Origin of the sequence: Salinisphaera sp. RV14, assembly GCF_052044135.1 — a bacterium.
Taxonomy (GTDB): Bacteria; Pseudomonadota; Gammaproteobacteria; order Nevskiales; family Salinisphaeraceae; genus Salinisphaera.
This window is the reverse complement of sequence record NZ_JBQDYF010000027.1, coordinates 24,296-43,975: the sequence shown is the minus strand read 5'-3', so window position 1 is coordinate 43,975 and position 19,680 is coordinate 24,296. Positions and strand designations below refer to the sequence as shown.

16 protein-coding genes and 2 pseudogenes are annotated in these 19,680 nt (G+C 61.0%); 14 read left to right on the top strand and 4 right to left on the bottom strand.

Going from position 1 to position 19,680, the window contains the following annotated elements; translation table 11 throughout:
- A partial coding sequence (locus ACS8Y6_RS17315) for a hypothetical protein (protein ID WP_440856155.1) occupies positions 1-188 on the bottom strand: 188 nt, incomplete at its 3' end.
- Between the two features lie 25 nt (positions 189-213).
- Between ACS8Y6_RS17315 and ACS8Y6_RS17310 the strand changes: the two are divergent.
- From ACS8Y6_RS17310 to ACS8Y6_RS17295, 4 genes and pseudogenes are all read left to right on the top strand, one after another.
- Positions 214-465: pseudogene (locus ACS8Y6_RS17310) on the top strand (transposase); the annotation flags it as partial.
- 316 nt (positions 466-781) lie between these two features.
- Positions 782-1,846 (top strand): fatty acid desaturase, encoded by a 1,065-nt coding sequence (locus ACS8Y6_RS17305; protein WP_440856154.1) that lies wholly within the window; start codon positions 782-784, stop codon positions 1,844-1,846.
- The gene (locus tag ACS8Y6_RS17300) at positions 1,843-2,442 is read left to right on the top strand and encodes a LysE family translocator (RefSeq protein ID WP_440856153.1); all 600 of its coding nucleotides are present in this window, start codon (positions 1,843-1,845) and stop codon (positions 2,440-2,442) included. The genes ACS8Y6_RS17305 and ACS8Y6_RS17300 overlap by 4 nt, the downstream gene beginning before the upstream one ends.
- Before the next feature lie 12 nt (positions 2,443-2,454).
- Positions 2,455-2,904: a flavodoxin domain-containing protein gene (locus ACS8Y6_RS17295; protein ID WP_440856152.1), complete on the top strand. Its 450-nt coding sequence runs from the start codon at positions 2,455-2,457 to the stop codon at positions 2,902-2,904.
- A 57-nt stretch (positions 2,905-2,961) separates the two neighbouring features.
- Here ACS8Y6_RS17295 and ACS8Y6_RS17290 read toward each other — a convergent pair whose 3' ends face one another.
- The gene (locus ACS8Y6_RS17290) at positions 2,962-3,678 is read right to left on the bottom strand and encodes an autoinducer binding domain-containing protein (protein WP_440856151.1); all 717 of its coding nucleotides are present in this window, start codon (positions 3,676-3,678) and stop codon (positions 2,962-2,964) included.
- Positions 3,679-3,967: 289 nt separating this feature from the next.
- On the opposite strand from ACS8Y6_RS17290, the gene ACS8Y6_RS17285 reads away from it, so the two are divergent.
- Entirely contained in the window at positions 3,968-4,603 is a 636-nt protein-coding gene (locus ACS8Y6_RS17285) for an acyl-homoserine-lactone synthase (RefSeq protein ID WP_440856150.1), read from the top strand.
- An 85-nt stretch (positions 4,604-4,688) separates the two neighbouring features.
- On the opposite strand, the gene ACS8Y6_RS17280 is transcribed toward ACS8Y6_RS17285, so the two are convergent.
- A complete protein-coding gene (locus ACS8Y6_RS17280; RefSeq protein ID WP_440856156.1) occupies positions 4,689-5,570 on the bottom strand; it encodes a LysR family transcriptional regulator in 882 nt (293 codons plus the stop codon).
- A gap of 148 nt (positions 5,571-5,718) precedes the next feature.
- Here ACS8Y6_RS17280 and ACS8Y6_RS17275 point away from each other — a divergent pair, with 148 nt between their 5' ends.
- From ACS8Y6_RS17275 to ACS8Y6_RS17260, 4 genes are all read left to right on the top strand, one after another.
- Positions 5,719-5,994, top strand: coding sequence for a hypothetical protein (locus ACS8Y6_RS17275; protein ID WP_440856149.1), 276 nt, complete (start codon positions 5,719-5,721; stop codon positions 5,992-5,994).
- The gene (locus ACS8Y6_RS17270; protein ID WP_440856148.1) at positions 5,994-6,617 is read left to right on the top strand and encodes a LysE family translocator; all 624 of its coding nucleotides are present in this window, start codon (positions 5,994-5,996) and stop codon (positions 6,615-6,617) included. Before ACS8Y6_RS17275 ends, ACS8Y6_RS17270 begins: the two co-directional genes overlap by 1 nt.
- Positions 6,618-6,750: 133 nt before the next feature.
- Positions 6,751-7,683: a restriction endonuclease gene (locus tag ACS8Y6_RS17265; protein WP_440856147.1), complete on the top strand. Its 933-nt coding sequence runs from the start codon at positions 6,751-6,753 to the stop codon at positions 7,681-7,683.
- A gap of 188 nt (positions 7,684-7,871) precedes the next feature.
- A complete protein-coding gene (locus tag ACS8Y6_RS17260; protein WP_440849527.1) occupies positions 7,872-9,284 on the top strand; it encodes an MFS transporter in 1,413 nt (470 codons plus the stop codon).
- Between the two features lie 230 nt (positions 9,285-9,514).
- On the opposite strand, the gene ACS8Y6_RS17255 is transcribed toward ACS8Y6_RS17260, so the two are convergent.
- Positions 9,515-11,401, bottom strand: coding sequence for a GMC family oxidoreductase (locus ACS8Y6_RS17255; protein WP_440856146.1), 1,887 nt, complete (start codon positions 11,399-11,401; stop codon positions 9,515-9,517).
- A gap of 1,459 nt (positions 11,402-12,860) precedes the next feature.
- Between ACS8Y6_RS17255 and ACS8Y6_RS17250 the strand changes: the two genes are divergently transcribed.
- The 5 genes and pseudogenes from ACS8Y6_RS17250 to ACS8Y6_RS17230 all read left to right on the top strand — a co-directional run bounded on the left by ACS8Y6_RS17250 (position 12,861) and on the right by ACS8Y6_RS17230 (position 19,632).
- Complete coding sequence (locus ACS8Y6_RS17250) at positions 12,861-14,177, top strand: MFS transporter (RefSeq protein WP_440849525.1); 1,317 nt, start codon at positions 12,861-12,863, stop codon at positions 14,175-14,177.
- A gap of 423 nt (positions 14,178-14,600) precedes the next feature.
- A pseudogene (locus ACS8Y6_RS17245) lies at positions 14,601-14,702 on the top strand (hypothetical protein); the annotation flags it as partial.
- 39 nt (positions 14,703-14,741) lie between these two features.
- Positions 14,742-15,485, top strand: coding sequence for a DsbA family protein (locus tag ACS8Y6_RS17240; RefSeq protein ID WP_440856145.1), 744 nt, complete (start codon positions 14,742-14,744; stop codon positions 15,483-15,485).
- 335 nt (positions 15,486-15,820) lie between these two features.
- Positions 15,821-17,737, top strand: a complete 1,917-nt coding sequence (locus tag ACS8Y6_RS17235; RefSeq protein ID WP_440856144.1) for a DUF3857 domain-containing protein — start codon at positions 15,821-15,823, stop codon at positions 17,735-17,737.
- Positions 17,734-19,632, top strand: a complete 1,899-nt coding sequence (locus ACS8Y6_RS17230) for a DUF3857 domain-containing protein (RefSeq protein ID WP_440856143.1) — start codon at positions 17,734-17,736, stop codon at positions 19,630-19,632. The genes ACS8Y6_RS17235 and ACS8Y6_RS17230 overlap by 4 nt, the downstream gene beginning before the upstream one ends.
- Positions 19,633-19,680 lie beyond the last annotated feature (48 nt).

Here is a 19,680-nt window from a genome sequence, read left to right as displayed (position 1 = left end):
GCAGCATAGCCAACAGCCCGGCACTGAACTGGCTGCGCGGCAGGACCCGCGGCACCAAGACCGGGGTCAGGTCTTGCCTTTTGCTGCGAGGGGCGGATTCCGCTCTCGTAGTGCAGCAGGGTGGCCTTATTCGACGACTGCGTGTGACGGCGAAAGCTAAGCTGGATTTTTGGAAAAGCAAAACGCAAGACCTGACCCTAGGCGCGGTGTACCCGCACCATGCGCTCGAAGATCGAGCCCATGAAGAAAGTCGCCCAGATGCTGCGCCGGCATCGCCCCTTGTTGATGAACGGGTTTCGGGCCAAAGGCCGGCTTTCAAGCGGTGTCGTCGAGGGCTTCAACACCAAAGCTAAACTGACAACCAGAAAATCCTACGGGTTTCGGACCTATCACGGCGCCGAAATCGCTCTGTATCACGCCCTCGGCGCTCTACCTGAGCCCGAGTGCGCCCACAAATTTTGCTGAGGAGCCTTCTCTCATTTTTAACGCGCTCTTTTTCGGAGGGATTATTCTGCCTTCGATTTCGGCGTGCCATCCATTCTATACACCGCGGTGCTCAAGGCATGCGGAGCAACTAACCTGTCAACTATGCCAGTTGGTTGGTCTAGAGCCGGGTGTTCAGCTGACCAAACACACCGCTGCCACGGTTTCCGATTACCTAGTGCGCCGAAGACCGCATCCCTCCCCCGATTGGCCCCGGTCCAAAGTACACACAGTAGTCGCTCGCAAAGGTTTGGGCTGGCGGTAGCACGTTCTGGCCATTCATACGCGGGATTCGACAATGCAACAAGATATCCAGGCTCGACCTTCCGTCGAAACGTCTCAATCGATACGCAAGCAAATTCGCGGTCTGTGCGAGCTCGATAACTGGCATGTGTTCTGGTACCTGTTCTGCGACTACGGCATGATCGTGGGCTGCGTCGCCTTGTGCACACAAATAAGCTACGGGTTCTACCCGGTGGCTTGGCTGCTGATCGGCACCCGCCAACGCGGGCTCGCCAATCTGTTGCACGCGGCTTCACACAACACTCTGGCCAAATCGAAGCGACTAAATTTCATTCTGGGGACTGTCTTTTCCGGCTACTTGATCGGCCAGCTATTCGTCAAATACAGCCATTCCCACGTCGTCAACCACCACGGCAGTTTGGGAGACGAGGCCAAAGACCCCGACTACCTGCAGACGATTGCGCTGGGATTCTACAACCAGCGCACGCGAACAGCTTTTTTCAGGAAATACGTGTACCGATCGCTGTTCGGGCTGAACATCCCGGTCTACATTCGATACGTGGCCAAAGATCGCTTTTTCGGCGCTGTGCCCGCCCAGTACAACAACAGGATCGTTTCGTGTAAGACGGACACGTTGCTGTTTCTGTTGACGTGGGCATTCGTGATCGCGGCCTTGGCGAGCCTGGATCACCTCCGGTGGCTTGTGGTGTTCTGGCTCGTCCCCTTGTTTTCATCGGCCATGATCGTCGGTTGGTTCATCGAGCTGGCCGAGCATTTCCCGCTGGTTCGCTCTAAAAGCAGGCCTCTCTATATGTCCCGGAACCGTCACGGGAATCTCTTCGAGCGATTTCTGTGCGGTGTGCATTACGACCACTACCACCTGGAACATCACCTCAACCCCAGAGTGCCGATGTGGCAGTTGCATCGGTCCAACGAAATAAGGCTTCAGGATCCGGAATACCGGGATTGGGATAGTCGCTGGGGCGGGATTTTCAGCAAACGTTACTCGAACCCTGAGCGAAGGACGTTCATACAGTACCTTCGGAGCGACGATGCTAAGTATCTGGCCGCCTCAGACCGGACGCCGGGTTTGGGGCAAGTGGCGGGTGAGAAGCCATGACGCTTTTATCATGGTCTCTCGCCGTGGCCGCTTTCGCGTTCATTGTGACCTTCACGCCCGGCCCTAATAACCTGATGCTGGCGGCTTCGGCCGCGAATTTCGGTATGCGGAGAACCACGCCCCATATCTGGGGTGTCGCGCTCGGCTTCCCGGCGATGCTCCTCATTATCGCCTTCGGCCTGAGCTTCATTGTCCAAATCAGCGTCGTGAACTACGGGCTCCGGGTCCTGGGCATCGTCTACATCCTTTATCTGGCCTACCGGATCGCGACGATCAAATACGTCCGCGGTACGGCCACCGCACGCCCGCTGACATTCCTCAATGCCGCCGCCTTTCAGTGGGTCAACCCTAAGGCGTGGACCCAAGCTGCGGGTTCTATCTCGGCGTATCTGACCGTAAAGGATGCCGCTGCCATTCAGACGCTGCTGATCGCGGCGATTTTCGTACCCATCGGCATCGCAAGTTCGTACACCTGGGCGGTGTTTGGCGAGCAGATCGCACGATTACTCAACACCGAGGTTCGCTTCCGCTGTTTCAACTTCTGCATGGCGCTCGTACTCGTGCTGGCCGTCGTGCCCGTGATGATTCGAGAATAGGAGGTAAATGAGATGGATACCATGATCTTGACCGGTTCCGTGTACGGTTTCGCCGAGGATATTGCACGGGTGATCGAGTCGCAGTTGATACGTGCGCGCTGCGCGGTTCAAATCGTCAATGATCCGGACCCGGTACGGTGCGTGCTACGAGCCGACGAATTGCCCCTTTTCATTGTCTCGACGACCGGCAACGGCGACATCCCCAAGCCCTTCAAGCCCTTCGTCTTGGCCGTTGCCTCAGGCTCGATCGGAACCCTGCCTCAGCACTATGCACTGATCGCACTGGGCGACAGCGCATTCACCGATTTCTGCGGCGCGGGTCGCAAGCTCGAAGCGGCCTTGGTGGCAAGAGGGATGCAGCAACTGCACGACAAGCTGGAGTTCGACGCATCGACCGACATTGACTACGAGGATGTGGCGACCGATTGGACCAACGAGATACTCGTTCCCAGCCTGATCTAGGCTCGGTGATCTTTGGCGGTGCGTGCCCGTCGAATGCAACCTACAGTGCTTACAAGCTCAAACCGTGTTGAAAATGCCTAGCGAAAACGCACGAATCGCGGCCTGGGTTTTATTCATGACGCCCAGCTTTTCGAGGATGTTGCCCATGTGAAAGTTGACCGTGCGCGTCGATATGCCCTTGATGAAGGCGATATCGTTCGCTGTCTTGCCATCGAGCGTCCATTTGAGGACTTCGATCTCGCGGGTTGTCAGCGCCGCGCTCGGCCCTGGCGGATCGAGTTCAACGGCCTTTTCGACCAGGGCATTATAAAACTGGCTCGCGATCCAAAGCATGGGCATGCGAAGCGCGGTGACCATGCTTGCTGAAATCGGGCTCGTACGCCGGGCGACCGACAGCACACCGAAGCTCATTGTGGGCCCGAAGGTTGTTTGGGCGAGCCCGTACCTCAGTCCCGCAGCTTGGGCATCTGACCAGAGCGGTTTCGCTGCGGCAAAGGTTTCATTGTTCCAGACCACGAGATCGCTCGATGCTCTGGAGAGCTTGATCGTCGGGTCGATGTCGAGATACCCCTCGCCCTGGTAATAATCCATCCAGCCGGCGGGATACGTATCGAACACGTGGATTATCGGGCGAGTGGCGGGCAAGGGGTAGTGAAGATAGTAGGAGTAATAGTCAAAACCCAAACCCTGAATGTTACGCAGCAGCAACGCCATTAGTTCCGGGAGATCGTGCGCCTGCGAGAACTGTTCGAGCAGTTCGGCCGTATCGATCATCGCACTCACTCCACTAATCGCACCGTCGGGCGGCGCGCCTTGGGCTACGAGCGGGCTGCCGGACCTGTCGCCGGACGGCTAGCTCCTCACATAGTGCTGTTTTTGCGTAGCTTTTAGTCCGAGCCCCGTTCACGGCGCGGCTTGCGTAACAAGTTTTCTATACCACATTTGGGCGCGTCATTGCGAGTGCGGCGCCAAGCGTTTGATTTGCAATACCTGTCATTCCTGACAGTGGTGAAATGTGTCCGGCATGCGCGACAAAGGCTCTCCAAATTAAGGGGAGCGTGCCATGTCGCACAATATCGTGATCATGAGCCGAAAGCACATATCTGCTCATGTTCTAGACCAGATCGCGGGCTATCGTTACCGAATATTCGTTGAACAGCTCGGATGGCGATTGCCAGCCGATCACGCGAACCGGCGGGAGCTCGATAGCTTCGACGATTCGGCCAATGTGCATTACCTGGCGGTCTATTCGCGCGATGTGCTTATCGGGACCGCCCGATTGACCCCAGCTGACCAACCCAACGTCAGCCGCAATGTCTTCCCCGGCCTGTTCGATGTTCCCGTTTACGAAGTCTTTCGCGATGCCTGGGAGATATCGCGTATGTCGGTTACCCTATACAATAGTTATTCCAATCGTTCCCAGATTGCTCTTGAGATACTGCGAATATGCCAAGAGTTCGCGGTGTCTCGCGGCGCGTGCCAGCTGGTTGGGGTCACGTTTTCCAAGCTTATCGCCAAATGGCGGCGGGCAGGTATGGATATTTGCGCCAGCGGGCGTGAAATCGTTTGCGATGGCGTATCTACGTCGGGATTTTTCCTACAGTCCGGACGGTCGGCCGGCGGCATCCCGTTCTCCAGCATCGAAATGGCAGGCTCTCGATCCCTTAGAGGTCGGTGCCGCGACACGCGTGCCTTCTAATGCCTGGAAGCACGCATGGCGTCAGGCTCTTGTTCTGTGCGCACTCAACAAGGCTGCCCCTCATTCGCGCGCTGAACCTGGAGCGTCAGGCGCCTGGCATTGGGTTGTTCGCTGTTTCGCGCAACGCCGCCGCCAGCCAATGATGGAACGCAACCTTTCGTTCGTCGGAATCGATCGGGGCGGCGGATAGGAGCCAGTACGACGAGCCGTCGGCGATAAAACCCATGGGGGCTTCCAGTTCCCCGGCGCTAATCTGGTCGGCTACCATATAGACCGAACCGACAGCGACGCCCAGCCCGGCCCGTGCGGCTTGGAGGCTGAGGTAGAAATGCTCGAATTCGAGCTCTCGATCCACCGTCCACGTCTGTTGCAAGCGAGCACGCCACGGGCGCCACGCCGAGGGCCGTGATGTCGTATGAAGCATGGCACGCGCGGCGCTCGTTGAATGAACCATCGCCGGTGACGCCACAATGCCGGTGATTTCATCGGCGACACGGCTGGCGAAGACTTCCGGCCCCCATTCGAAGTCGTCTCGCCGTAGCGCGAGATCGATCGCGCTCGCCTGAAAGTCCACTGGCCCGCCCGACGCGAACAGGTGCAGCGCGATGCGCGGATGCTGGGCGTAGAAGTCTGGCAGACGGGGGATCAGCCACTGCATCGCTATTGTCGGTTCGCAGGACACCACCAGCGGTTTATCCGCGGTGACGGGCTGCTCGAATGTCGTCAACGCGCTCGAGAGCGTATCCAGAAGATTCTGACTGACGCGATATAGCTCGACGCCTTTGGGCGTCAGGCGCACGGCGTGGTGCTCGCGATCAAAGAGTGGGGTGCCGAGTTCACGCTCCAGGTCGCGTATGCGCTTGCTCACGGCCCCGGGCGTCACGAATAAGCGATCCGCTGCGGCCGTCATGCTATGGGCTCGGGCCACGGTGACGAATACACGCAGGGCGTCAAGAGATCTGATCATGCGGCGTTTCCTGGCCCTGGCTGGTGCCGTGAGAAAAAGTCTCACATCAGTGTGAAAAAAAGTCGTTTCTCAGCCAAGTGTCTTTTGTCCGATTGTGTCGGCATGAGCCGATGCAATGCCCGGAAACGCACGGGCCAGGAGGGCAAGCATGTCGACTTTGCAGGAAGCCGCAGCAAGACGTTGTCTCGAGGGCCGCATTTTCCCCGAGATCGATATCGAAGATCCATGCCGCAGCGTCGCGCGATACAACCATCGTTTCGTCGACGGCTCCAAAACGACTCAACTGCCCACCCGCCTGGGGGCCGATGCGCCAAGCCCCGACGATCTTGGGGGTGAGCGGCCCGCGGTGTTCGGGTGGCGACGTTCCGCACCGAGTTCTGACAGGAGCGTGGCGTTCGCCTTGCGGGCGTCGCGTACATATTGATGATCGATGCCAATTATTGGCCCATGCTCGGCACCGTCATGTTAATCGCGGTGGGCATGGCCATCAGCCCCGGGCAGGATTTTGCGCTCGTCAGTCGAAACGCGATGGTGTATTCGCGCCGCGCCGGTGTCTGGGCGAGTTTTGGGATCGCAACGGCGGTCTGGCTTCACGTCGCATATTGCATCACCGGCGTTGCCTTGCTTGTGGCCAGCTTCCCCCGGCTCTACGTGGTGATCCGCTGGACCGGTGCCGCCTATCTCGTTTATCTCGGCATTCAAAGTCTTTTCAGATCGACCGCACATTCGGAAGAAACGCCGGCTCGTCAGCGTGATATAACGGACCGGTCTGCGTTTGGTGCGGGTTTTTTATGTAATGCGCTCAATCCGAAAACTACGCTGTTTTTCCTCAGCATATTCACGCAATTGATTAAACCCGCAACGCCGATAAGCATTCAATTATTGTGCGGATTGATCATTTCTCTCGCCCACCTGGCTTGGTTCGGTAGCGTTGCGTTCTGGCTGTCCACCCCACGGCTGCAAGCCGCCATATGGCGATTCAAACCGTGGATCGAAAGGGCGGTCGGCACTGTTCTGATATGCCTAGCCGCGCACTTGGTTTATTAATCGTCATCAATCCTATCTCGCTGATGAGTCAGTCAATACGGCCGCGTCGGGGTTTGTTGTCATATCTCTGGCTTGGACCTATATTTCGGTAAAAGGATAGGCGACGGGCGGCATGGCGCGGAGAAGAGGACGAATGCAGGCAGGCGGCCTGGAATTAATAGCCGGCGCGCCTTGGCCGATCGGTTTTGTTCTGGGCCTTGTTGGGTTCTTGGCCATCCGCTATGGCATCGCCCTGGCGCTGTCCGGTACGGGCAATCCTTATCTGGCACCCACGGCAGAGTTGCTTCGCGGTGGCGCGCTTGTGGGACTGGCGTGGTTGTTTCTTGGCGTCTGCTGGTTCGGGGCGCTGATGTCGTTTGTCCGGCAGCGGTTTTCATCGTCATCGGCTACGGCCAAGAAGCCACCCGCCAAGCGCAGCACGCGGCGTCGTGGCAACGCGCCATCGTCGGCCTACAGACGAGAGGCGCCGTGGGTGTTCGTTGATGAGTCGTCTCGTACGCCCACCCATGCGGCGTCCAGCCAATCGAATGAACCGGCGCCGGTGACGCCGGAGAACATCGCCAATCTGAGCTGGCTGCAGTTCGAGCAGTTGATTGCGGCCAGTTTTCGCCGGAAAGGCTTCTCGGCAGAGCTGACGGCCGAGGGGGCAGACGAAGGCATCGATATCGTCTTGCGAGAACGCGACAATATGCTGCTGGTGCAATGCAAGCACTGGGCGGCGGTGTCGGTAGGCGTGAATGTGGCGCGTGAGTTGTTTGGTGTGATGCACGCCAAGGGGGCTCGCAAGGCGATATTGGCGACCTCGGGCCGGTTGACGCCGGACGCGCGGCGATTCTGTAACGACAACGCAATCCACTGTATCGACGCGGGCAGTCTGTATTCGTTTGTCGATCCGTCCGCGATGCCGCCGCAACACGAGATTGCTTCCGACCGGCGCGATCTTTGCCCCTTGTGTGGCGCCGCCATGGTGCTCCGGCGCGGGCGCCAGTCCGGGCGCCGCTTCCGGGGCTGCTCGCGTTATCCTGCTTGCAAAGGCAAGCGGTTCGCCGGGGTGGCCGACGGCTGATCGGATAGCCGCTTGCCCGGTGTCCGTGCCGGCGTAACCTGGCACCCAATATCTCCCGGATTCGTGGCGGCCCGTGATCTGATCGCGGGTATAGACCCAGTCGTGAGCGAATTAGCTTGTATCATAGGCCGCCACAAAGCGCCTGACCCTTTGCCTGGATTGAAGCCTATGCCGGAAGCTATCTTTCCGTGAGCCGCCTTTTTTCCGACCAACCCGGCGACGACGGGCTGCCGGGTGCCGAGCGCCGGCTGGCTGTTCTGGTGCTGATCATCGGCACGCTGATGGCCGTTCTCGATGGTTCCATCGTCAATATCGCTCTGCCGACCATTGCCGACGAGCTGCATGCGTCGGCTTCGACCACGATCTGGGTCGCCAACGCTTTTCGCCTGATCAGCGCCATGGGCTTGATCAGCTTTGCCGCGCTGGGTGATGTCATCGGCTATCGAGGCGTGTATCTGTTCGGCCTGGTGGTGTTCACCCTGGCGTCGCTCGGCTGTGCATTGTGCGATGCCATGGTGCCGCTGATCGCCCTGCGCGGTCTGCAGGGGTTCGGCGCGGCCGCGACCTTGAGCGTCGGCCCGGCGCTGTATCGCACCATTTTTCCCAAGCGGTTGCTGGGCTCCGCGATCGGCTTGAGCGCGCTGGTTGTTGCCTCGGGAATGGCTGCCGGACCCTCGATCGGCGGCGGTATTCTGGCCGTGCTGGGCTGGCCCTGGCTGTTCGCGATTAACGTGCCGTTAGGGCTGATCAGTTATCTGATCGCGCGCCACGCCTTGCCGAGAGAAGGCGGCCGGGGCGGCCGTTTCGATATCGTCGGCGCCGTGCTCTCGTCGATATCCCTCGGCGCGCTGGTGCTCGCGGTGGATGGGCTGTCCGGCCAGGGCGCCAGCGCCTGGGCGGCGCCCCTGTTCACACTGAGTGTGGTTGCGGGGGTGTTGTTCATTGTCTGGCAACGCCGGGTCGCGCATCCGTTATTGCCCCTGGATATCTTCCGGTCCCGCCGTTTCTCCATGGCGGCCCTGACGTCTTTTACCGCGTTCACCGCCCAGGGCATCACCTTCATTGCGCTGCCGTTTTTGTTCCAGAGTATCCAGGGTTACAGCCCTTTGATGTCGGCCCTGTTGTTCTCGCCCTGGCCGATCATCGTGATTGCTGCCGGGCCGATAGCCGGGCGCTTGTCGGATCGTTTCAATCCGACGCCGATCTCGACCGTCGGTCTGGTGGTGTTCATGCTGGGCATGGTGTCGCTGGCATTGCTGGGCCCGGCGGCGAGCGTCGCGGATATTGTCTGGCGCACCGCGCTCTGCGGCCTGGGCTACGGCTTCTTCCAGGCGCCGAACAATCACGAGCTGCTCGGCAGCGTCCCCCGCGAACGTAGCGGCAGCGCCTCGGGTATTCTGGCCAGCGCGCGGACCTTTGGTCAGTCCCTCGGCGCGGCGTTTGTCGCGATTGTGCTGGCACGTGCGGCCGAGCAACTGGCACCGGGCGCGGTTGCCATGACGGTCGCGCCGGTACATTTGGCCTTATGGATAGGTGTTGGCATCGGCTTGTCGGCAATCGGCATCAGCGCGGCAAGAATATCGATGCACCGGGCGGGCTGATCGTCCTGTTACGAACCGGTAGGGCAGGTTGTGCATACCGTGCGTGCGGGGCAGGTCGTGGCGGTTACAAGACTGGCGCCTGAATGAGCGCATCGGAGGCTCTGCGTGAAAAGCGCGCCGTGGCATCGGCTGCATGAGCCGCCGAAGCCAAGTCGTGTGGCCGAAGGACTTGCACGCCCGAACCTTGCGGCCAGGCAGGGTCGCTGCCGGGCCGCAAGGTCCGCTGTCGTTCAAGCGTCCGCTTGAGCTACACCTTCGTCACGAGGGGCCTGGGCGGGGTCGCCGACGAACTCGGCGATCTTCACGCCGTGCGCGGTGGCGATCATTTCCGCAGCCTTTTCGCCAATCATCATCGTGGCCGCGTTTGTATTGCCGCTGACCACGTTCGGCATGACGCTGGCGTCGGCCACGCGCAGGTTCTGGACGCCCATCACGCGTAACTGTGGATCGACGACGCTGCCGATCCGGCAGGTTGTGGTGGGATGATAGACCGTGAATGCGTAGTGGCGTGCAAGGTCTTCGAGCAGTTCATCGCCTGGCACATCGCCTTCGGCGTGCCCATGCTTGTCGGCCAGGAAGGGCGGAATCAGCACGGGGCCGATGCGCCGATCCCCGGGCCAGTGGGCGACCACATCCAGGACCTTGCGCATGACGGCGACCATGACCTTCATGTCGTGCGGATCGTCGAAGTAGTTCATGCGGAGGGCGGGATGATCGGCAGCGCGGGTGCTCTGGAGCACGATCTCGCCCTCGCTGTGCGGCTGAACCGGATTCGCGAGCACGATGATGCTTTCGGCATCGGCCGCCAGTCGTTTGGACGCGTCGTCGAAGTACTCGTCCGGATCCACCCGAAAGCAGCCCCGCCACAGATCGTGGTTGTAGCCGCAGGCCAGAAAGCCGATCTGTGCATCGTGGGTGTTTTGATCGCCCAGTTGGGTCGAAAACCACGCGCCCGCATCGTAGAGCGACGAGGAAATCAGGCTCTCCCCCTGGCTGGCCCATTGGTTAAAACGCCGCTCCGCCTCCTGTTTCAGCGCCTTGAGTGCCTCCGGCATGTGCGCGTCGTCCGCGGGATCCGCCGGCAGCGGCCCTGCAGGCGCGCGCAGTGCATCGGGGCCCAGGGACATCCCGACCTCGCTCATGGGCACCCCGACGCCGGGCGCGGGGAAGAACAGGCCGACGTGGACGTGGTCCTTGAGATGCTTGCCCACATGCGGTGAATCGACATGGCATTCGACGCCGACGGCTTCCAGCTCTGCTCGCGGCCCGATGCCGGACAAAAGCAGCAGATGCGGCGATCCGATGGCACCGCCGCTCAATACCACTTCCCGGGCAGCCGACACGGTACGGGTCTCGCCGCTGGCTGTGCGGTACTCGACACCTGTTGCGATGGATTGCCCCGCGGGGCAATCCAGATGCACCCGTGTGACGTGTGCACCCGTGATGATCGTGAGGTTTTCCCGATGTTCGGGCTCGCCCTCGAGAAAGGCATGGAACGTGCTCGAGCGCTTGCCGCTGTGCGTTGTGGTCTGGAACAGTGAGGCGACACCCGCCGGGCCGCCGCGATCCCGTCCATTGTAGTCGCCCCAGGGGATACCCGCGGCGTCGCAGGCGTCCACGAATTCACGCGCGCCCGGGATCACGGGCGAGCGCACGGATACCCCGAGGGGCCCTTCAGTGTTGTGCGCCGCCTGGTCGATCGGTATTTCGTCGCTCGGCGCGAGCCCTTCGGTCTTCTTGAAATAGGGCAATACCTCGTCGTAACTCCAGCCAGTGGCGCCGCCTTGTGCCCACGCGTCGAAATCCCCGGGATGGCCGCGAACATAGGCCATGTAATTGATGCCGGATGAGCCCCCGAGCATCTTGCCTCGCGGCATCATCATGCGGCCGTCCTTCAGGCCGAGACCGCACTGGCCCGCGTCCGCCGTGTACATCCAGTCGGTTTCCGGGTTCAGTTGCAGCGCCGCGCAGGCGGCCGGCACCAATTCCTCGGCTGGCGGCCGCTCACCGGCTTCCAGTAGCGCGACCCGACAGGTGGGGTCCTCGGATAAACGTGCGGCTATGATCGCGCCGGCGGATCCACCGCCCACGACAACAAAATCGAAATCGTCTGACATGTCTGCTCCTCTCGCACCCGTGTTATTTATGTGAGTATCGGATTCAAAGCCGTTCCCATTGCCGTGTATGCATGGGCGGCACCCCGTTCGCCGCCGAAGCGAACCTCGAACGTGAAGGAACCGCCGAACCCGGCAGTGGCCGGGCTATCGAGCGCGGTGATCGACTCAGGCGAGTGCGCTAGCCGACGTTACGTGCTGCCGGCCAGCTCGAAGGCGCACGAGCCGGGGAACAAAACCGGATGTCCGCAGATTACCCATTGCTTACAACGACGATAGCAAAGCGCGGGTGTAATCGCGGTCACCGGCAGCTTATGCTTTAGTCGTGCGCAATTTGCGGATATTTTGCCCCGCAGCTCCGTCGGCAAACTTATCTGGTAATTGAGAATACGCTGGCCGTGCCGAACGCGTGGTCGTTTGACTCGCCCTGAATTGGCGCGGCATAACCACTTTATTTGTCGATCGTGGCGGGATTCGGGCGGACGCTGACCTTTGGCATGGTTATCCGCGGTGAATAGGCGTGGCGTTGCCGCCAGGTGGCGGGTCAGTGGGCTGCAGCTTCAGGCTCTGGCTGTACCGGAATTGCAAGTTCGTTGCGACGCATGAGCGGAAAGGGCCTTTACCATTCGTTCTGTCAAATGGGGCCTGAGTCGGCCAGGCGAAAAGCCGGACGCTATTCTTTGGCCGGCATGCATTGGCCGTGGATGGCGAAAGGCGTGATGAATGGCTTGTCCACGAGAGGTCGTGAAGCCGCGGCGGCTGAGCGAGTGGTCAGCGCGGTGTCTGGACGGATTCAGCGATGCCGTATCAACGCTGATTATTAACCCGGCACAAAAATAGATGATTTTTCGAGTTAATAGCGCGAGTATGTGACCGCATGCTCGCCGCGGCCATCGGTCGCGAAGCCTTTGAAAATAAAAGACGGACAGGCGCCGGCTTTTATTTTTGAAGGCGTTGAAAACAGCTGATGAAGTCAGCTGTTTTGATGCCGGATTAATAATAAGGCGATGAGCGTATCGGGCAAATCTTGTGTCCTGCGTTTGATGGCTCACGCACTCACAGGGAAAGACCGCGATTTCCATCCAGTACTTCGTCGATACCGACACAAGCTGGATATCGAATCTTGTTCGGCGACAGCGTCGAATCTCGCGGCCTGGAGGAAAAACGCTGATTGCACTCGACGAACAGGCATGTATTGGCGTTGAGCTTCGAGCAAGTATCCGGATGTTAAGCCGTTGACAATTCAGGCGGTTGCAGCCCGATTGGAGGCCGGTAGGCGATAACGCAGGGCCTGTTTCGGTTGCTCGGCAGCGCTTGTTGAGCCCACCATTTAATGGCATTACGGTCAGCAGAGGTCGGATGTCGCGAGGCCAACGCATGAATCGAGGGCGTCGCGGGTTGGAGATTCAGTCTGACGCCGCAATGGTCCTCGATTATTCACGGCGTATGCGACGGAGGCGATATGAACTCTCGTTCGGGCACAGGTTTTGCGCTGCTGGGGGCCTCGCTGATCGCCATCAGCTATGGGCTGGCGCGCTTTGCCTTCGGGCTGTTCGTGCCGCCAATCCGCGCCGATCTGGGACTGACCCCTTCGGTGATCGGCATCATCGGTGCGCTGCCTCTCGTCAGTTTCGTACTGGCCACGCTGGTCGCGCCGGTCGCCGCCGATCGCTTGGGTGCCCGCAACACCGCAGTACTGTCCGGTCTTTTCGGTCTGGGTGGTCTGGGGCTGATTAGTCAGGCCAGCGCGGCCCTGCCGCTCGGCGTCGGTGTGTTTTCTTGCGGCATCTGTACGGGTCTGATGATGCCGGCGCTCACAGCCGCCATGCAGGTACTGGTGGACCGCTCGGTGCACGGGCGTGTGAGCTCGGTCATGAATGCAGGCACCAGCATTGGCGTGATCCTTGCTGTGCCGACCGTTCTGTTCCTGGCCAGCGCGTGGCGTACGGCGTATATCTCCTTTGCCGTTCTGGCGGGCATCGGGGTGATTGCGGCGTGGTTGTTCATCCCCTCGGTGTCGCGGGTCATGCCTTCGAACGCCGCGCCGCCGCCGCCGATCAGCGGCTTGCAATGGCGACGTCTCGCGCGGCTATCACTGTTTGCATTCGCGATGGGGGTGGTGTCTTCCGCATACTGGATCTTTGCGCCCGATCTGGTGGTCACGCTTGGCGGACTGGCGTCGGATGCCACCGGCTGGCTATGGCTCGCGGTGGGTATCGCCGGCCTCGGCGGTGCCGTGGTGGCCGATCTCGCCGATCGAAACAACCCGCCGATTACACAGGCGCTGATGCTGATGATGCTGGCAGCGAGCCTGGCGTTGCTTGCCGCCAGCCCCGGCCAGCTGGACATCACGGCGTTTTCCGCGCTGGTCTTCGGTCTGGCTTATATGAGTCTCACGGGCCTTTATCTAATGACGGGCATCCGTCTGTTGCCCGGCCGGCTGTCCATGGGGCCAGTCCTGCCATTCATGGCGGTCTCGCTGGGACAAGCGACGGGCTCGCCTATCGTCGGTGCGCTGGTTAATAAGCTTGGCTACGCTCATACGTTTGCCGTGTTCTCGGCGATTGGTGTTCTGGTGGCGATGTTGTCGCCACTTTACCCGCGCTACATCGACCATGAGCCCGAAGAACCGGCCGAGGACGAGACGGGTCTGCAGGCCGCGTACGATTACCAGCTTCAGGACGCGGATGGCGAGCCACTAAGATCGTTCGACGGAGAGGCTGAAAGCCCTGCGGCCGACACAGAGAACCAGACAGACACCGGTACTCGCAATCCCTGACCCGAATAGGACAAACCGGCCCGAATGCCGCTAAGCCAAGGCGTTCGGCGCGGTATCGTGCGCGGTGTGATATTTCTTCCAGCGGAGGCATCCGCCTGCTCGATAGCGTAAACGGTTGAGGTCTTCATTTGACGCATTGCGCCATAGCCAGGGGCAGATGTTGTGCTGTGCGTGCTCAAAGCGGCCTTGCAGGCCAACATCGCCGCGATCCGCGATCCGACCTGGGCGCAATCAATGCCCGCGGCTCGGCACGGCCTGTGCCGTGGGTACGCAACGCCGAGTCCTATGGCGCGTGGACAGCACCGTGATCGACAGCCCGATTCACGCGCCGACGATAGCCGCCCGGCCGGCCAAAGTCACCCCATGACACGGGCTTGATCGTCCGAGGGCTTGTAGGGATGGCACGCCTCGCGCCGGCGGCGTTGCGAGTCTTGCCGGACACGATTTGCGGTCTCCAACGCGGCGCTCGCAGGAAACGGCAACAGGCGTTGGTTACGAATCGCCTTGGGGTTCGAGCTACCCTGAATGGATTGTGTCGGCCCGGACCGCGTGAGGAAAAAGCGGATGAGTCAGCAAGAAGAAAAGAAGCAGAGCAGCCTTTACGGCGTCTCCTTTTTTCTCGTCGTAGCCCTTTTCGTTCTGATTATCGCCATCATGCTGCTTCTGAGCTACCGCGGTAATTCGCGTGCCGCGTATCCAGCGCGCGCCGATATCAGCGAAATCAGTCCGCAGACAATGAAGCGGCTGCGCAACAAGTACGACGCTTACGGCGAATCGGTAGGTAACCCGAAAGCGGCGGTGACCGTACGTGAATTCGGCGGCTATCAATGCCCGGCCTGCGGCCACTTCGAGCCGACCGCAGAACGTATCCGTAAGCGATACATCAAGACCGGCAATGTCCGTTTCATCTTCTTTGATTTCCCGCTGTCCATACATTCTCACACTCAGGCGGCGGCAGGCGCCGCGCGCTGCGCCGCGCGACAGCACGAGTTCTGGCGGTATCACAACCGTCTCTACCAAACCCAGTCGCAGTGGGCGCAGGCGGCCGACCCGACCTCGCAGTTTGTTGATATCGGCGCCAAAATCGGCCTGAATACGCAGAAGCTCAAGGCCTGCATGAAGGCGAACAAGACGCTGCCCGCGCTCAAGGCCGAGCGTCAGGCCGGCCAGACCATGAAGATTCAAGCCACGCCGACGGTGATGGTCAACCGCACCGAGTTTGTCGGTGCTCCGAGTTATCAGGAACTCAACAAGACTATCGAATCAGCCCTGGCCAACGCCGGTGAGGCGGTCACGCCGCAAGAATGACCCCGCCCGAGTCCCGGTGAAGTCGGGCCCCTCAGCGAGGCCGGACACCAGCATTGTGTCCGTCGGCGGCGCGACCTCTGAAGACGGCACGCTATCCCAGCGTCGTGTTCAGGCGATAGGTCACACATCATGCAGGTCAGATGGCCGGTTCGAACGCCGTGTAAAACGCCTCGCTGGCCCTGGGGGGGCTGCGGCCGGCCGTAACCGGTCGTAACCTGGAATGAACGTCGGTCTGGTAGAACGGTCATGGCGACAGCCGGGACGATGCGGGCCGAACGCGATTTGCGGTGGCCTGCGTTGCCCGCTGCCGAGTTCAAAACAGGGATCTGATCTGAATGCCGATGATCGCCGATGATGGAAAACCGCTGCAGGCGCTGGCGGCCTGCATTTTCGTTCTTGTGCTGACGCTTGGAGGCGGTGTGGCGCGTGCGGCCGAATCCCAGAGCGGGGCGGCCATCCGGCAGCTCAGTTTTACGGCCGATGTGCACGTGAAGGCCAATGGGCAGTTCACCGAGCGGGATAGCCAGGTGATCGAGGCCCTGACACGCAGCGGCGCACATTCGATCAACCCGTATCAGCAGAAGTTCTCCAGCGCGCTGTCGAAGCTGAAGGTCGTTTCGGCCTGGATCGAGACCGCGCAGGGCAAGCACGTCTCGGTTCCGAAGTCGGATATCTTCGTGCGACCGGTGCAGGCGGCCCAGGGCGCGCCGATGTTCAGCCACGCCAAGGTGCTGAACGTGGTGCTGCCGAATTTCGGCAAGGGTGACAAGCTGCACATCGAGACACTGCAGACGCAGACCAAGCCGTATTTCCCCAAGCAGTACTTCGGCGAGTGGGGCGTCGACGAGCGGCGGTCGGCCCGCAACCAGAAGATTGTCGTGCATGCGCCGGCATCCATGCATCTGAAAGCGGCCCAGCGCGGCGGTTGGCGCATGTCGCATCACACCCAGGGCGGCACGGAGACCTTCAAGGCGACGCTGGCGACGCATCATGCGCACTTTCCGGCGCCGGCTACCGTCAGCGCGCACGACTACAGTCCGTTGTTCGAGGTGACCAGCTTTCCAAGCTGGGCCTCGGTGGGCCAAGCCTATTGGGCACGGGCCAAGTCGAAAGCCAAGGTGACGCCGCGGGTCAAGAAGGTCGCCGACAAGGTCGCGGGCAAGTTGCACGGCTGGGCAGCGGTGAAAGCGCTCTACGCTTGGGATTCGGCCCATATCCGCTACGTTGGCCTGGAACTGGGCGTGGGCGGATATGTCCCGGTTTCGGCCAACAAGACGCTGAAGACCGGTTATGGCGACTGCAAGGCGCACTCCACGCTGCTCGAAGCCCTGCTGGCCGCGCGCGGCATTACTGCCTATCCGGTGATGATCAACTGGAACAATACCTTCAACCTGACCCCGCTGCCCGGCCCGGATTTCAACCATGCCATCGATTACCTGCCCAAGTATCACGTGTTTCTGGATGCGACCGGGGAAACCGAGACGCCCGGCCAGCTGGCCATCGGCGAGCGCGACAAGACGGTGGTGGTCGCCGGGCCGCATCCGCGGGTGATGCATACCCCCGGCGGGCAGCCCGACCACAACAAGCTGGTCTACAACGCCCAGTTGCAGCTCGCACCCGATGGCACGCTCAGCGGTAAGGCACATATGACCACATCCGGCTGGTGGGCCTGGTACAACCGCATGATGTTCTCGGAAATACCACCCGGGGCCTACGGCCGGTTGATGAATGCCCTGTTGAAAAACGGCGGCGGCGGGAAAGGAAGTTTCCAGCACAGCAATCCGCGTGTTCTCGACAAGCCGTTCCACGTCAGCGCCCACTGGACGACGCCGGCCTATGCGATTCCGGGCAAGACCCTGACGGTGTCGCTGCAGGCCGGGCCTTATCTGGTGCCGGACACGGGGGGGACCAACGATCCGGTCAGCGCGCTGGCTGCCGTGGCCGGGCCGAATAAACGAACGCACAGCGTGAGCACCTACCTCGGCGAGATCGACTGGCATACGACGCTGACCCTGCCCGCGGGCTACACCGCCACGTATCTGCCGCCGGCCGCGCACATCCACAATGCGGCGGGTAATTTCAGCTTTAGCGTGCACGCCAAGGGCAACAAGGTGCAGGCCAACTACAAGCTGCGTCTCGCCCACGTCCTGTACAAGCCGGCGCAGTATGCCAAGTTGCGTTCCCTGTTACGTAGCGACCTGCGTGATCTGAACACGCCCCTGGTCTTCAGTCACAGCAAGAGTTCGTCATGAATACGCGCAAGATTGCATTGGTCGCCGCGATTGCCCTGGCGGGACTGGCGCCGCTGGCGGCCCAGGCCCGGGTTCAGGCGCAGCCCCAGCCTCCGTCCGGCAACGCGACGTCGCCACAGGTCAACTACAGGATCATCAAGCAGCACGTGGCGTTGAAGATTGCCAAGGACGGCAGCTACACGAAGACCGTCTCGCGTGTCATACAGCCCTTGACCCTGTCGGGCGTCGAGCATGTCTCGCAGATGCAGATCAGCTACCCGGCCAATTTCGCTGCGGTGAAAATTCTCAAGGCCTATACCCAGACCGCCGGCGGCAAGCACATCAACGTTGCTTCCTCGGCGATTTTCACCCAGTCCACGCCCAGCGCCCTGCATGCCCCTTTTCTCAGCGACGGCACGATCAAGAACGTGGTGTTCCCGAGTGTCGCGCCCGGGGCGACCATTCATTTGAAATATGTAGAGCATTTCAAGCACGCCTATCTTCCGGGCGTTTATGCGGTGGCGGCCAAACTCGCCCCCAACGTGCCGGTCAAGTCGGCCAGCGTGAGCGTGACCGCACCGAAGTCGATGGCGCTTCATATCCACGCCCGGGGGACCTGGTCCAAGCACCGGCACCAAGACAACGGGACGACCACGTTGAGTGCCGAGTCGAGCTGGTCGCATGTCGATTTTCCGCCGGAGGACACCGCCGCGCTGACCCAGTATGCGCCCATGGTCGTGATCGGCACGGCGACCGATTGGAAGGACGTGGCCCAGGCCTACGACCGTTTGACCGCGAAATCGCGGCATTTGACGCCGGCCATTCGCCAGACCGCGGCCCGGGCGGCGAACGGCGCGCACGGCCAACAGGCCGTGTCACATATCTACCGCTGGCTGCAAAAACACGTCCAGGTCGTGAACGTCGATTACCATGAAGCCGGCTATCAAGCACCGTCGGCGGCCAGTACGCTGGCGCGCGGTATGGGCGACAGTAATGCCAGCGCCAATCTGTTATGCAGCCTGCTTCAGGCCGAGGGCATCAAGGCCGAGCCGGCCCTGATTTCGACCGCGCATCGCTTCGTCGCGTATCCCGGCGCCGATGCGTTTGCCTTCAACCATGTGTTGGTTTACGTCCCGAAATATCATCTGTATCTCGATACCAGCGAGCGCTATGCGGGGATCAACGCTCTGCCGCTGAAGGACGCCGGGCGGCCGGTGCTGCTGGCCGGCCCCGCCGACACCTTGACCCACACCCCGGCACCCGCGCGCGGTGACGTCGAATACCGCGAAGTGCAGAACATGACGTTGAACACGGCGGGCGTGATCCGCAGCGACAGCCGGGTCACCGCTTCGGGCTGGGGCGGCATCGCCTTACGCAAGCATTGGCTCGGCGACAAGAGCGGCGCCCGTCTGCAGAGTGCCGTGCAGACCGGTTACTACGGCAGCGGGCACACCGGAACCATCAAGATCACGGATATCTCGCATCGATACGACTTGAATCGACCGGTGAGCCTGCACATGCATTGGCGCAATAACGATGCCGTCATGCCGGGACAACGCATGGCGCTGGTCTTGCCGACCCCCGGCCGGATAGCCCGCGAAATGTCGTCTTTCATCGGACAGAAAACGCGCCATTATCCGAGCGTTCTCAAGCCCGGGACGATAGTAGACGTGGTGCACTTGCACCTGCCCGCGGGCATGCATCCGGTCGGTCTTCCCAAGAACGAAACCTTCAAGGCGCCGTTCGGCCGCTACCATGTGAGCTATCACTACGCCAACGGCACGTTGGATGTCACGCGTCGGCTGCAACTGACCCGGTTTATCGTCACCCCGAAGAACTATCCGAAGCTGCATCAGTTGGCGCAGATGGCCGTGAACGCTTCGCGCAAAGGGTTTTTGCTCGAGCAATCGAGCTGATCCGCCAACAGCCGCCGACGCCAGGCGTGCTCGGCGATCGCGCCGCCA

Bases quoted from the DNA above. Each gene is read 5' to 3' on its own strand.
- ACS8Y6_RS17290 (WP_440856151.1), bottom strand. From the start codon at position 3,678: ATGATCGATACGGCCGAACTGCTCGAACAGTTCTCGCAGGCGCACGAT.
- ACS8Y6_RS17280 (WP_440856156.1), bottom strand. From the start codon at position 5,570: ATGATCAGATCTCTTGACGCCCTGCGTGTATTCGTCACCGTGGCCCGA.
- ACS8Y6_RS17250 (WP_440849525.1), top strand. From the start codon at position 12,861: ATGAACTCTCGTTCGGGCACAGGTTTTGCGCTGCTGGGGGCCTCGCTG.
- ACS8Y6_RS17305 (WP_440856154.1), top strand. From the start codon at position 782: ATGCAACAAGATATCCAGGCTCGACCTTCCGTCGAAACGTCTCAATCG.
- ACS8Y6_RS17255 (WP_440856146.1), bottom strand. From the start codon at position 11,401: ATGTCAGACGATTTCGATTTTGTTGTCGTGGGCGGTGGATCCGCCGGC.
- ACS8Y6_RS17240 (WP_440856145.1), top strand. From the start codon at position 14,742: ATGAGTCAGCAAGAAGAAAAGAAGCAGAGCAGCCTTTACGGCGTCTCC.
- ACS8Y6_RS17270 (WP_440856148.1), top strand. From the start codon at position 5,994: ATGATCGATGCCAATTATTGGCCCATGCTCGGCACCGTCATGTTAATC.
- ACS8Y6_RS17265 (WP_440856147.1), top strand. From the start codon at position 6,751: ATGCAGGCAGGCGGCCTGGAATTAATAGCCGGCGCGCCTTGGCCGATC.
- ACS8Y6_RS17285 (WP_440856150.1), top strand. From the start codon at position 3,968: ATGTCGCACAATATCGTGATCATGAGCCGAAAGCACATATCTGCTCAT.
- ACS8Y6_RS17300 (WP_440856153.1), top strand. From the start codon at position 1,843: ATGACGCTTTTATCATGGTCTCTCGCCGTGGCCGCTTTCGCGTTCATT.
- ACS8Y6_RS17275 (WP_440856149.1), top strand. From the start codon at position 5,719: ATGTCGACTTTGCAGGAAGCCGCAGCAAGACGTTGTCTCGAGGGCCGC.
- ACS8Y6_RS17295 (WP_440856152.1), top strand. From the start codon at position 2,455: ATGGATACCATGATCTTGACCGGTTCCGTGTACGGTTTCGCCGAGGAT.
- ACS8Y6_RS17235 (WP_440856144.1), top strand. From the start codon at position 15,821: ATGCCGATGATCGCCGATGATGGAAAACCGCTGCAGGCGCTGGCGGCC.
- ACS8Y6_RS17230 (WP_440856143.1), top strand. From the start codon at position 17,734: ATGAATACGCGCAAGATTGCATTGGTCGCCGCGATTGCCCTGGCGGGA.